The organism is Paenirhizobium daejeonense, from assembly GCF_014280875.1.
Lineage (GTDB): Bacteria > Pseudomonadota > Alphaproteobacteria > Rhizobiales > Rhizobiaceae > Allorhizobium > Allorhizobium daejeonense.
In genome coordinates this window covers 17,959-30,068 of sequence record NZ_JACLAL010000002.1, presented here as the reverse complement: position 1 = coordinate 30,068, position 12,110 = coordinate 17,959, and the positions used below count along the sequence as shown (strand labels likewise).

At 59.5% G+C, this 12,110-nt stretch carries 12 protein-coding genes; 11 read left to right on the top strand and 1 reads right to left on the bottom strand.

The features are described 5' to 3' along the window. Window positions 1–16: 16 nt before the first annotated feature. The 3 genes from H4I99_RS03800 to H4I99_RS03790 all read left to right on the top strand — a co-directional run bounded on the left by H4I99_RS03800 (window position 17) and on the right by H4I99_RS03790 (window position 2,972). Window positions 17–1,045 (top strand): zinc-binding dehydrogenase, encoded by a 1,029-nt coding sequence (locus H4I99_RS03800; protein WP_163899267.1) that lies wholly within the window; start codon window positions 17–19, stop codon window positions 1,043–1,045. Window positions 1,046–1,048: 3 nt separating this feature from the next. After that, window positions 1,049–1,978 (top strand): lipid A biosynthesis lauroyl acyltransferase, encoded by a 930-nt coding sequence (locus H4I99_RS03795; RefSeq protein ID WP_163899263.1) that lies wholly within the window; start codon window positions 1,049–1,051, stop codon window positions 1,976–1,978. A gap of 322 nt (window positions 1,979–2,300) precedes the next feature. Beyond that, window positions 2,301–2,972: a PAS domain-containing protein gene (locus H4I99_RS03790; protein WP_244624901.1), complete on the top strand. Its 672-nt coding sequence runs from the start codon at window positions 2,301–2,303 to the stop codon at window positions 2,970–2,972. A gap of 58 nt (window positions 2,973–3,030) precedes the next feature. On the opposite strand, the gene H4I99_RS03785 is transcribed toward H4I99_RS03790, so the two are convergent. Beyond that, complete coding sequence (locus H4I99_RS03785; RefSeq protein ID WP_163899256.1) at window positions 3,031–3,555, bottom strand: hemerythrin domain-containing protein; 525 nt, start codon at window positions 3,553–3,555, stop codon at window positions 3,031–3,033. A gap of 286 nt (window positions 3,556–3,841) precedes the next feature. Between H4I99_RS03785 and ccoN the strand changes: the two genes are divergently transcribed. The 8 genes from ccoN to ccoS all read left to right on the top strand — a co-directional run bounded on the left by ccoN (window position 3,842) and on the right by ccoS (window position 12,058). After that, window positions 3,842–5,473 carry a cytochrome-c oxidase, cbb3-type subunit I gene (gene ccoN, locus H4I99_RS03780; RefSeq protein ID WP_163899253.1) on the top strand — a complete coding sequence of 544 codons (1,632 nt, stop codon included), beginning with the start codon at window positions 3,842–3,844 and terminating at the stop codon, window positions 5,471–5,473. Between the two features lie 14 nt (window positions 5,474–5,487). After that, complete coding sequence (gene ccoO / locus H4I99_RS03775; RefSeq protein ID WP_163899250.1) at window positions 5,488–6,219, top strand: cytochrome-c oxidase, cbb3-type subunit II; 732 nt, start codon at window positions 5,488–5,490, stop codon at window positions 6,217–6,219. A gap of 10 nt (window positions 6,220–6,229) precedes the next feature. Then, window positions 6,230–6,382, top strand: a complete 153-nt coding sequence (locus tag H4I99_RS03770; RefSeq protein ID WP_163899247.1) for a cbb3-type cytochrome c oxidase subunit 3 — start codon at window positions 6,230–6,232, stop codon at window positions 6,380–6,382. A gap of 3 nt (window positions 6,383–6,385) precedes the next feature. Then, on the top strand, window positions 6,386–7,249 hold the full coding sequence (ccoP, locus tag H4I99_RS03765) for a cytochrome-c oxidase, cbb3-type subunit III (RefSeq protein WP_163899244.1): 864 nt from the start codon (window positions 6,386–6,388) through the stop codon (window positions 7,247–7,249). A gap of 273 nt (window positions 7,250–7,522) precedes the next feature. Next, entirely contained in the window at window positions 7,523–9,112 is a 1,590-nt protein-coding gene (gene ccoG, locus H4I99_RS03760; RefSeq protein ID WP_163899241.1) for a cytochrome c oxidase accessory protein CcoG, read from the top strand. Further along, window positions 9,109–9,609, top strand: a complete 501-nt coding sequence (locus H4I99_RS03755; RefSeq protein ID WP_163899238.1) for a FixH family protein — start codon at window positions 9,109–9,111, stop codon at window positions 9,607–9,609. The genes ccoG and H4I99_RS03755 overlap by 4 nt, the downstream gene beginning before the upstream one ends. After that, on the top strand, window positions 9,606–11,906 hold the full coding sequence (locus H4I99_RS03750) for a cation-translocating P-type ATPase (RefSeq protein WP_163899235.1): 2,301 nt from the start codon (window positions 9,606–9,608) through the stop codon (window positions 11,904–11,906). Before H4I99_RS03755 ends, H4I99_RS03750 begins: the two co-directional genes overlap by 4 nt. Next, window positions 11,903–12,058 (top strand): cbb3-type cytochrome oxidase assembly protein CcoS, encoded by a 156-nt coding sequence (ccoS, locus tag H4I99_RS03745; RefSeq protein WP_099057962.1) that lies wholly within the window; start codon window positions 11,903–11,905, stop codon window positions 12,056–12,058. The genes H4I99_RS03750 and ccoS overlap by 4 nt, the downstream gene beginning before the upstream one ends. Window positions 12,059–12,110: the final 52 nt, after the last annotated feature.

Below are 12,110 nucleotides of genomic sequence, written 5' to 3'. Positions count from 1 at the left end.
CGCGAGGATAGACCTTATGCGCGCACTCCAGCTCGTCGAAGACCGCAAGCTTGAAATCGTGGATCTGCCGGAACCGGAAGCACCGGGTCCGGGCGAGGTGACGTTGCGCGTCAAGGCTGTCGCGCTCAACCACATCGACGTCTGGGGATGGCGCGGCATGGCCTTTGCCAAGCGCAAGATGCCGCTGACCATCGGCGCCGAAGCATCAGGTGTGGTCGAGGCGATCGGTCCGGGCGTCTCCAATGTGTTGCCGGGTCAGCTCGTTTCCGTCTATGGCGCACGCGTCTGCGGTCTCTGCAAGCCCTGCCGCGAAGGCCGTGACAATCTCTGCGAACATGTCGGCGGCGTCCATGGTTTCCATCTTGACGGCTTCGCGCAGGAAAAGATGAACATTCCGGCTCGACAGCTCGTACCGGCGCCTCCGGGCATCGATGCTGTCGCGGCCGCCGTCGCTCCCGTCACCTTCGGCACCGTCGAGCACATGCTGTTCGACAACGCCAAGCTCGAATCCGGTGAGACCATTCTGGTTCACGCAGGCGGTTCCGGCATCGGGACGGCTGCGATCCAGCTGGCCAAGAAGATCGGCTGCGCAGTCATCACCACCGTCGGTTCGGACGACAAGATCGAAGGGGCAAAGGCGCTTGGCGCCGATCACGTCATCAACTACCGCACCGACCGTTTCGAAGGCGTCGTGCGCAAGCTGACCAAGAAGAAGGGCGTCGACGTCGTCTTCGAACATGTCGGGAAGGATACCTGGGCAGGCTCCATGCTTTGCCTCAAGCGCGGCGGACGTCTCGTCACCTGCGGTTCGACCTCTGGCGTGTCGACCGACATGAACCTGATGATGCTGTTCCAGCAGCAGTTGAAGCTGCTCGGCTCCTTCGGTTGCCGCATGGAGAACATGGCGAATGCCATGCAGAAGATGGCGCGCGGCATCGTGCACCCGGTGATCGATACGGAAGTCGGCCTTGAAGACATCGACCGCGCGCTCGCCCGCATGGAGGGGCGGCAGGTGTTCGGCAAGATCATCCTCAAGATGGACTGACCCTTGCGGCCGCTCATCACAAAGATCGTTCTGGCGTTTCGTCGTTTCCCGCAATGGCTGGTGGCGAAGCTGGTTCTCATCCTGTTGCGAGTGCTGAAATTCCTGCCGGCCGATGCGGCAATCAACGCCGCTGACCGGGTGGTCCGCTTTATCGGACCCAAGACGTCGCGCCACAAGCTGATGCTGACCAATCTCCGCAATGCCTTTCCGGAGAAGAGTGAGGCCGAGATCGACAGGATAGCCGCCGACGCCTGGGGGCATATGGGTCGTCAGCTTGCGGAATACGTCTTTCTGGACGAGCTTTTCGATTTTGATCCGGAGCGTCAGGGTGAGGGCAGGGTCGAAGTTTCGGGCGTTCCGATCTTCATCGATCTTTTGGAGAATCCGCGTCCGTTTATCGTGTTCACCGCTCATACTGGCAATTTCGAGATGCTGCCGGTGGCAGGTGCTGCTTTCGGTCTCTATGTGACCGTGCTGTTCCGTCCGCCGAACAATCCCTATATCGCCGACATGGTCTTCGACTTCCGTCGCGCCCGCATGGGCAATCTCGTGCCTTCGCATGCCGGTTCTTCCTTCCAGCTGGCCCGTCAGCTCGAAGCCGGCGCAGGCGTCGGCGTTCTCGTCGACCAGAAATTCAAGAAGGGTCAGCCGACGACCTTCTTCGGTCAGGATGTCCGCACCAATCCGCTGCTCGCCAAACTTGTGCGGCAGTTCGGTTGTGAGGTCTATCCGGCCCGCTGCATCCGCCTTCCCAACAACCGCTACCGGCTGGAAATCGAGCCGAAGGTTGAGCTGCCGCGCGACAAGGACGGCCGCATCGACGTGCAGGGCACGGCCCAGTATCTCAACGACAAGGTTGAATCCTGGGTGCGGCAATATCCGGAGCAATGGCTCTGGTATCACGACCGCTGGAACATCAAGAAGAATCTTTAGTCTATATCAGTAGGTTGCAGTCTGCGTATTGCTTTTGCGATGCAGTCGCATGTGTCGCAAAGGCCCTACTGTATCGTTACAAGTGACCCGTTGATATATGCCTCGCGAAGAATGGGTCAGAACGGAGCCTCGGCAATACCTGAGTTTTAGCTAGTTGAACGTGAGATACATTCATGTTAACCCGCTGGAAGCAAGATGAGACCTTTGGTTGTATTTTGTGTGCGTCTTCGCTGCGTGCGGCGGTGTTGTCTAGGGGTAGTGCCAATTGACCTCAAACGAGTCCCATCAAGAGCGTCTGCAGCCCCTGTTCGAGGCGGTTTCGATGAAGAGCGTGCAGCTTCAACAGGCGATCCGTGTTGGCGATGATCGCCTTGTGCGGTTGCTCGACCGGGAGCTCGACCCGTTGATTTCGGCCGTTGTTAACTATCGGGCGGCGGACATGCAGGAAGTACAGCTTCAACTTCGTTTTGTCGGCAACCTGATCCGTGAGGACGCCGATGATCGGTCCTGCGTGCTCCGGCACGCGGCAACCCTTTCGATCCTGCTGGATCGGTATTTCGGTTCTGAAGCGAAGCTTTGCAGTGATATTCCGGCAGACGCTCCCAGGGTGTCGGGTCTGGGTGAGGACGATCTCCTCAACGAGTCAATACTGAATAATCTTCCCGATCGCGTCGCAGTTGTTACGCTCGACTACCGCTATCTCTACGCCAACCCCGCGCATGCGAATTTTGTCGGAAGCACGCCGCTCGATCTGGTCGGACGCCGGATCTTCGATTTTCTGGGTGACATCGAGGCCAGTGTCGCGATCGAACGGAACCTTGATCGCTGCTTTGCCGGCGAGCGTGTGGATTCCAGCTATTTCCATCGCGTGGAGAGCCGTTGCAGCCTCATGCGCTGCAGACTTACGCCGCTACGGACGTCGCGCGGCGATGTGATCGGTGCGGTCATGACGCTGATGGATGGGGTGAAGGCGGCGGACGAAATAGCCGCCTGACTCCGGGTTTTCTGCGTTCGGGCAAGACCGTCGAAGGATCTTCCCCATCCCATCCCGTTCAGTTTGGCCCCGTTGTTGCGGCATCACTCGGAAGCTGCGGTAGCAGGTATTCCCGCTCGAAGGCGATGTGGCGGCGCATGCCCTCAAAGAAACCACGTAACATGTAACCGACGGCCTCCATGTTAACCGGCATGCCGGAACCGAGCTTGAGCAAGGCGTCCGTCAGTTCCTCGGCGAAGCATTCGTCCTCGAAATGCTCGAATTTCAGCCGGTCAAGCGTATCGTGCATTCGCGGTGCAGCGGACATTGCGTTCTCGATCCACGGAAAAAGTACCGTTTCCTCGTAGTGGTGAACACCCTTGATCAACGGCCCCAGCGCCTTGGCGGCATAGATACATTTCTGCCGGTTGATGCTGGCCGGAAGAGAATCAGCAATCTCTTCAAGCTCGGCGCAAAGCGCAAGCTGCTCCTCATGGGCCGAGCAAAGCCAGGCGACTGAGCGTCGCTCATCCCTGAGTATTTTGAGTGGCGGGAAGGGACCTGCTCCGTTGTCCGGATCATTGTTTGTTGTCTTGCCGTGCATATCCGCTTTCTCCGGCGCGTCGATAGGTCGCGTACAGTGTTGTCTCTTGTTTCCAGCGGTCCCCCGTTGCCGCCAAAACAAGGCATTCCGCGCTCTTCCCCTATAAAACGCGAAGCAATCGGGCGACGATGCAACATTTCCTAAAAGAGCTTCCCCTTGCATTGATTTGGATCAAGGTGTCTTCTCGGCTTGAATGCGAATTCTGCAAACGACGCAGGGGGAATCTGCTCGCGAACGAAGAGACGATCCCTGTGAATGATCAGCAAGCCGTTGGGGGATTCCAACAATGAATTACACGTTAGAAACAATGGTGATGGCGGTACTCGCCTTCGCCGCGCTGCTGGGGGCGGCTTTCGCTTACGACAGCCTGTTCGCGACCCATATGTGGGTTGCGTTCTTCGTGCTCACAGCGGGCACAATCGTAATGCTGCGGCGAATGCAGTTCGCGCCCGTGAACGCAAAGACTGCAGCTCAGATCAAATCCGAATATTTTGACGAAGTGGTCAAATACGGCGTCATCGCAACGGTGTTTTGGGGTGTGGTCGGCTTTCTGGTTGGCGTCGTCGTGGCCCTTCAGCTGGCATTCCCGGATCTAAATATCGAACCGTGGTTTAATTTTGGCCGCATGCGTCCCTTGCATACGTCTGCAGTCATTTTCGCCTTCGGTGGCAATGCGCTGATCGCCACGTCCTTTTATGTGGTGCAGCGCACGTCGCGCCAGCGCCTCTTCGGCGGCTCGCTCGGCTGGTTCGTGTTCTGGGGCTACAACCTGTTCATCGTGATGGCTGCGACCGGATACCTGCTCGGTATCACCGAAGGCCGCGAATACGCTGAACCGGAATGGTATGTCGACCTCTGGCTGACCGTGGTCTGGGTTGCCTACCTGATCGCCTTCATCGGAACGATCTTCACCCGCAAGGAATCGCACATCTATGTCGCGAACTGGTTCTACCTGTCGTTCATCGTCACCATCGCGATGCTGCACATCGTCAACAATCTGTCGATGCCGGTGTCCTTCCTCGGCTACAAGAGCTACTCGCTCTTCTCGGGTGTACAGGATGCACTGACCCAGTGGTGGTATGGCCATAACGCCGTCGGCTTCTTCCTGACTGCGGGCTTCCTCGGCATGATGTACTATTTCGTGCCGAAGCAGGCCGGTCGTCCGGTCTATTCCTATCGCCTGTCGATCATCCACTTCTGGGCTCTGATCTTCATGTACATCTGGGCCGGTCCGCACCACCTGCATTACACAGCGCTGCCCGACTGGGCCCAGACACTCGGCATGGTCTTCTCGATCATGTTGTGGATGCCCTCCTGGGGTGGCATGATCAACGGTCTGATGACGCTCTCGGGCGCATGGGACAAGATCCGTACCGACCCGATCGTCCGCATGATGGTTATCGCCATCGCCTTCTACGGCATGTCGACCTTCGAAGGCCCGATGATGTCGATCAAGGCGGTCAACTCGCTCAGCCACTATACCGACTGGACCATCGGTCACGTTCATTCGGGCGCTCTCGGCTGGGTCGGCATGATCACTTTCGGTGCCGTCTACTACCTGACCCCGAAGCTATGGAACCGAAACCGTCTTTACTCGCTGCGCCTGGTCAACTGGCACTTCTGGCTCGCAACTCTCGGCATCGTCATCTACGCCGCCGTTCTGTGGGTCGCCGGTATCCAGCAGGGTCTGATGTGGCGCGAATACGACAGCCAGGGCTTCCTGGTCTACTCGTTCGCAGAATCGGTCGCTGCATTGTTCCCGTACTACGTGCTGCGTGCCGTCGGTGGTGGTCTCTACCTCCTGGGTGGCATCGTCATGGCCTACAACGTGCTGATGACGATCCTCGGCTATGAACGCCAGGAAGCTCCGATCCCGGGCTCTACCGTTCCTGCCGCTGCTGTCCAGCCGGCTGAATAAGAAGGAAGGCTTTCATGTCTATTCTTGATAAACACGCAATCCTCGAGAAGAACACAAGCCTTCTGTTCCTCGGATCCCTGCTGGTGGTGACCATCGGCGGTATCGTGGAAATCGCCCCGCTGTTCTATCTCGAGAACACCATCGAGAAGGTCGAGGGAATGCGGCCTTACTCGCCGCTCGAACTCGCGGGCCGGAACATCTACATCCGTGAAGGCTGCTATGTCTGTCACAGCCAGATGATCCGTCCGTTCCGCGACGAGGTGGAGCGCTATGGCCACTACTCGCTGGCGGCGGAGTCGATGTACGACCATCCGTTCCAGTGGGGCTCGAAGCGGACGGGGCCCGATCTCGCCCGCGTCGGCGACCGCTACTCGAATGAGTGGCACGTTCAGCACCTGACCGAGCCGCGCGATGTCGTGCCGGAATCGATCATGCCGAGCTACTCCTTCTTGAAGACGACTCCGCTCAAGATCACCGACGTCGCCATGGATCTGAAGGCCAACCGCACCGTTGGCGTTCCCTACACGGACGAAATGATCGAGAACGCCACGGCGGATCTTGCCGCCCAGGCGGATCCGAATGCGGACACAACGGCGCTGCTCGAACGCTATCCGAAGGCCAAGGTCGGCGATTTCGATGGCAATCCGGCTCAGCTTACCGAAATGGATGCCCTGATCGCCTATCTCCAGATGCTTGGTACGCTCGTAGACTTCTCGACCTACGACGACGCGACCGGTTACCGCTGAGGAGGAGCACATGGAAACCTATACGGCCATGCGCCACTTCGCAGACAGCTGGGGCTTGCTCGGCATGACGTTGTTCTTCGTGGGCGTCGTCGTGTTCACCTTGCGGCCCGGCGGAAAGAAATCGGCCGATGATGCAGCAAGCATCCCTCTCAAGGAGGACTAAGAGATGGCACAAAAGCACATTGACGAAATCAGTGGCGTCGAAACCACTGGCCACGAGTGGGACGGCATTCGTGAACTGAACAACCCGATGCCGCGCTGGTGGGTTTATACCTTCTATCTGACGATCCTGTGGGCCATTGGTTACACGATCGCCTATCCGGCCTGGCCGCTGCTGAAGGAGAACACCAAAGGGGTACTGGGCTTCTCCAGCCGTGCCCAGGTTGCGGCCGAACTCAACGAGGCCAAGGCTGCGCAGTCCGTCTTCGTCGAGAAGATTGCCGCGCTCCCGCTGGCCGAGATCGTTGCCGACCCGGAACTGGCCCAGTTCGCCACGGCTGGCGGTGCTGCAGCGTTCAAGGTGAACTGCACGCCCTGCCACGGCTCGGGCGCTTCGGGCGGGGTCGGTTATCCGAACCTCAACGACGACGACTGGCTGTGGGGTGGTGATCTGGAATCGCTCTACACCACGATCTCCCACGGCATTCGCTACGACAGCGATCCGGATACCCGCGTTTCGGAAATGCCGGCCTTCGCCGACATTCTCGAGCCGGAACAGGTCAAGCAGGTTGCCGCCTACGTCGTCAGCCTGACCGGCACTCCTTCGGATGCAGCCCTCGTCGAGCCCGGCAAGCAGGTCTTTGCAGATAACTGCGCTTCCTGCCACGGCGAAGACGCCAAGGGCGGTCGCGATTTCGGTGCTCCAAACCTTGCAGACGCCATCTGGCTGAAGGTCAACGGCGAAGCGGAAATCGCCGCGCAGGTCTCGCATCCGAAGCACGGCGTCATGCCGGCCTGGAATGCTCGCCTGGGTGACGCCACCGTCAAGGAGCTGACGGTCTACGTCCATTCGCTGGGTGGCGGCGAATAAGTCCCAAAGGGGTTGCGGCGGTATGGCGAACGCCCTTCCGCCCAACCCGCGCCATCTCGCTCTCTCGAACCACGCCTTCCGAGGCGTGGTTTTTTGTTGCTGGTCGGTGAATGGAAGCGAGCGGAATGGCCCGAACTGCGCTATCATCCTGCGAAAATAGATCTCCACATAGTGTACTTCGTATGAATTGCGACGCTTCGCCGCTGCTTGATATAAGTCAAGGCGGGTTATCATGCCAAATGGGAGAAGAAATACCGAACAACGAGGTCTCCGATGAATCTGCATGCTGACAAGGGAAGCGCGGCCGAGCCCGCGGAAGTCGAACGTCTGGACGCCGAGGCGGTGATGTCGGCAAAGACGCGCCGGCCGCTTTACGAGGCGCGCAAGAAGATCTTCCCGAAAAGAGCCGAGGGACGTTTCCGCCAGTTCAAGTGGCTTGTCATGTTCGTCACTCTCGGTATTTATTATCTCACGCCGTGGCTACGGTGGGATCGTGGTGAATTTGCTCCCGACCAGGCCGTCCTGATCGATCTTGCTCATCGCCGTTTCTATTTCTTCTTCATCGAGATTTGGCCGCAGGAATTCTTCTTCGTCGCCGGCCTTCTGGTCATGGCCGGTTTTGGTCTCTTCCTGGTGACTTCGGCAGTTGGCCGCGCGTGGTGTGGCTATACCTGTCCCCAGACGGTCTGGGTGGATTTGTTCCTCGTGGTGGAGCGGGCCATCGAAGGTGACCGCAATGCCCGCATGAAACTTGAGAACGCGCCATGGACCTTCGACAAGATCTGGAAGCGGGTGTCCAAGCACGCGATCTGGCTGGTGATCGGCGTGGCCACCGGTGGCGCCTGGATTTTCTACTTTGCGGATGCGCCGGCGCTGTTCATGGACTTCGTGACCGGGCAGGCGCAGCCGGTTGCCTATATTACCGTCGCCATTCTGACCGCCACCACCTATGTGTTCGGCGGCCTGATGCGCGAACAGGTGTGCATCTACATGTGCCCGTGGCCGCGTATTCAGGCGGCGATGCTGGACGAAAATTCGCTGGTCGTCACCTATAACGACTGGCGTGGCGAACCGCGTTCGCGCCATGCCAAGAAGGCCGCGGCTGCGGGCGAGATCGTCGGGGATTGCGTCGACTGCAATGCATGCGTTGCGGTCTGTCCCATGGGTATCGACATTCGCGACGGGCAGCAGCTCGAATGCATAACCTGCGCGCTCTGCATTGATGCCTGCGATGGCGTGATGGACAAGATCGGGAAGCCGCGCGGGCTGATCGCCTATGCTACGCTTGATGAATATCAGGGGAACATGGCGCTCGCGACAAGCAACGGTGCGACCGCGATCAACCCGCTGAACGTCCGTGCGGCCGACGGTTCGTTCAGCGACAAGGTCCGTCATTTCAACTGGCGGATCATCTTCCGTGCGCGCACACTGCTTTATATGGGCGTCTGGTCGGCCGTCGGGATTGGTCTTCTGATTGCACTCCTCAGTCGCGATCGGCTGGAGCTCAATGTTCTGCATGACCGCAATCCGCAATATGTACTCGAATCGAACGGTTCGATCCGTAACGGCTACACCCTTCGAATCTTGAATATGATCCCGCAGCCGCGCAATATCGTGGTGTCGTTGGATGGACTGCCGGACGCCTCGATGAAGGTCAACGGAGTGTCTTCCGATGCGGTGCGCTCGTTCGCGGTTTCTGTCGAGCCGGACGAGGCAACGACGCTTAAGGTCTACGTCACGTTGCCCGGCGATCAGGTTGCGTGGGAATCGGAGCACTTCCGCTTCACCGTGAAGGATGCCGATGGCCATGAGGAAAACTCGTACAAGGCCGTGTTCAACGGACCCGGAGTGAAGAAGAAATGAGTGCTGCAAGCAACGAAAAGGCCGGGTTCGTTTTCACCGGCTGGCATATGGCCGCTCTTCTGGTGACGTTCTTCGGGGTCGTCATCACCGTGAACATGACGATGGCCTATTTCGCCTCGTCGACATGGAGTGGCCTGGTGGTGCAGAACACCTACATCGCCAGCCAGGAGTTCAATGGCAAGGCAGCCGCTATCCGCGGCATGCTGGCGACCGGCATCAAGGGAAAACTCGAGGTCAAGAACGGCAGGATCGCCTATACGCTCACGCTTCCCGGTGATGAACCGGTCGTCGCGGATGAGGTGACGGCCCATTTCAAGCGACCGGTCGGCGAGCATCAGGATTTCGTCGCGACGCTCGTCCCGATCGGGAACGGCGTCTATGTCGCAGAACACGACGTAGCCCATGGCCACTGGATCGTTGAGATGAAGGCGATGAAGGATGGCCAACTGATCATGCACGAGGCCAACCGCATCGCGGTCATTGGAGAACAGAAATGAGCTGCTGCGCAGCCGGTACCGAGGGGGCACTCGATATCGAGCGGGCAGGGCATGCCCTGCCGAGTTCGGAGGAGTTGCGTCTCTCCAGTCGCGATGTCGGCGAAGGCCTTCATCAGGTCGACCTGAGCGTGCCGGCCGTGCATTGCGGCACCTGTATCACCACTATTGAAGGCGTGCTCCGTGCGCTTCCCGAGGTTCAGCGCGCGCGTGTCAATCTTTCGACCAAGCGCGTCTCGGTGGTGTGGAAGGATGAGGTCGAGGGACAGCCGACGGACCCTGTCGGCATAGCAAGAGCCATCGCCTCGACCGGTTATGAATCCCATCTGTTCACTCCGGCTGAGGAGGCTTCCGACGAACTGCGCAACAAGCTGGTTCGCGCCGTTGCGGTTTCAGGCTTCGCGGCGACCAATATCATGCTGCTTTCGGTTTCCGTGTGGTCGGGCGCGGATGCCGCCACACGCGACATGTTTCACTGGATTTCGGCAATGATCGCCGCGCCGGCGCTGATCTATGCCGGCCGGTTCTTCTACCAGTCCGCCTGGAATGCGATCCGGCACGGCCGCACCAACATGGATGTGCCGATTGCGATCGGCATCACGCTTTCCTACTTCATTTCGCTCTGGGAGACGATCAACCACGGTGAACATGCCTGGTTCGACGCGACGGCTTCGCTCCTGTTCTTCCTGCTGATCGGCCGGACGCTCGATCACATGATGCGGGACCGGGCGCGCTCCGCGATCAGCGGCCTTGCACGGCTCAGCCCGCGCGGCGCCATGGTGGTTGCGGAAGACGGTTCACGCGAATACCGGCCGCTTGAGGAAATTCGCGTGGGTGACAGCGTGGCCGTTGCCGCCGGTGAACGCGTGCCGGTGGATGGCCTCATTCTTTCGGGTGCCAGCGACATGGATGTGTCGATCGTCAACGGCGAGAGCGCACCACTACAGGTCACGAGCGGAGACGCCGTGCAGGCGGGCACGCTCAGCCTGACCGGTTCGCTGGTGATCGAAGCGAGAGCAACGGCCAAGAACTCGTTCCTTGCGGAAGTCATCAACCTGATGGAAGCCGCCGAGGGGGGCAGGGCGCGTTATCGCCGCATAGCCGACCGCGCCGCGCAGTTCTATTCGCCCGCCGTGCATCTGACTGCCTTCGTCACCTTCATGTCCTGGGGCTTTTACGACGGAGACTGGAAGCATGCGCTGCTCGTGGCCGTCGCGGTGCTGATCATCACATGCCCTTGCGCGCTCGGCCTTGCCGTGCCGGTCGTGCAGGTCGTTGCTGCGGGACGCCTCTTCAAGTCTGGTATCATGGTGAAGGACGGTTCTGCCATGGAACGACTGGCTGAAATCGACACTATCGCTTTCGATAAAACCGGTACATTGACGCTCGGCAAGCCAAGGTTGATTGGTATCGCTGACTTGGATTCCAGCGCCTTTGCTACTGCTGCGGGACTTGCCGCGCATTCCCGCCATCCGCTTTCCGAGGCGCTGTGGCAGGCCGCTACGGTTCCCGCAAAAGTCTTCGCTATGGTGACCGAGATTCCTGGTGCTGGCGTCGAGGCGTCTACCAGCGAGGGAACCTACCGACTTGGAAGCCGCAAGTTCGCTGTCGGCGAAGCGGCTGGCCAGTCCGCCGATCACGCCTTCTCGGAGGTTGTCCTATCGCTCGATGGACGCGAGTTGCAGGCCTTCCGTTTCGAGGACACGTTGCGCCCCGGCGCCGAGGCTGCCATCGCGCTTTTGAAGAAGCAAGGCTATTCCATCGGCATTCTCTCCGGCGACCGTGCCGCAGTGGTAGGCGCGCTTGCCAAGAGGCTTGGCATCGATAACTGGAAGGCCGAACTTGCTCCGCGTGAAAAGGCAGAGTTCTGCGCTTCCGTTCAGGCTGAGGGACACAAGCTGCTGATGGTCGGGGATGGTATCAATGATGCACCGGCGCTTGCGGCGGCACACGTCTCCATCGCGCCGGCGACGGCTGCAGATGTCGGCCGGCAGGCAGCGGACTTCGTGTTCATGCGGCGGAATCTTGAATCCATTGCATTCGCCATTGAGGCTTCACGCCGGGCCGGACGGCTCATTCGCGAGAATTTCGCGCTCGCCATCGGCTATAATCTGATTGCTGTTCCGATTGCCATTCTCGGCTATGCGACACCGCTGATCGCGGCCGTCGCGATGTCTACATCTTCGATCATCGTTGTCGTCAATGCGCTTCGGCTGAACCGGCTCAACCTGCGCCCGGAAGGGGAAACATCCCAGCCGGCTGCCGGTTTTCCGGCTCCGAATGCAAGGCTTGCGTCATGAACATGCTCATCTACCTGATCCCTATCGCGCTGTTTCTCGGCGGGTTGGGATTGTTTGCGTTCCTCTGGTCGCTGAAGAGCGGCCAGTACGAGGATCTGGAAGGTGCGGCCTGGCGCGTCCTAGACGATGCCGACGATCGCCCCGAGACCTGAGTTGCGCTCTGAGCGACGCCGGGTGGAGCCAAGCACGAATGTTTTACCGCGG

What these genes read in the sequence shown, in the direction of transcription:
- H4I99_RS03785 (WP_163899256.1), bottom strand. Translation starts at nt 3,555, where the DNA reads ATGCACGGCAAGACAACAAACAATGATCCGGACAACGGAGCAGGTCCC.
- H4I99_RS03770 (WP_163899247.1), top strand. Translation starts at nt 6,230, where the DNA reads ATGGAAACCTATACGGCCATGCGCCACTTCGCAGACAGCTGGGGCTTG.
- ccoP (WP_163899244.1), top strand. Translation starts at nt 6,386, where the DNA reads ATGGCACAAAAGCACATTGACGAAATCAGTGGCGTCGAAACCACTGGC.
- ccoG (WP_163899241.1), top strand. Translation starts at nt 7,523, where the DNA reads ATGAATCTGCATGCTGACAAGGGAAGCGCGGCCGAGCCCGCGGAAGTC.
- ccoN (WP_163899253.1), top strand. Translation starts at nt 3,842, where the DNA reads ATGAATTACACGTTAGAAACAATGGTGATGGCGGTACTCGCCTTCGCC.
- H4I99_RS03790 (WP_244624901.1), top strand. Translation starts at nt 2,301, where the DNA reads ATGAAGAGCGTGCAGCTTCAACAGGCGATCCGTGTTGGCGATGATCGC.
- ccoO (WP_163899250.1), top strand. Translation starts at nt 5,488, where the DNA reads ATGTCTATTCTTGATAAACACGCAATCCTCGAGAAGAACACAAGCCTT.
- H4I99_RS03800 (WP_163899267.1), top strand. Translation starts at nt 17, where the DNA reads ATGCGCGCACTCCAGCTCGTCGAAGACCGCAAGCTTGAAATCGTGGAT.
- ccoS (WP_099057962.1), top strand. Translation starts at nt 11,903, where the DNA reads ATGAACATGCTCATCTACCTGATCCCTATCGCGCTGTTTCTCGGCGGG.
- H4I99_RS03755 (WP_163899238.1), top strand. Translation starts at nt 9,109, where the DNA reads ATGAGTGCTGCAAGCAACGAAAAGGCCGGGTTCGTTTTCACCGGCTGG.
- H4I99_RS03750 (WP_163899235.1), top strand. Translation starts at nt 9,606, where the DNA reads ATGAGCTGCTGCGCAGCCGGTACCGAGGGGGCACTCGATATCGAGCGG.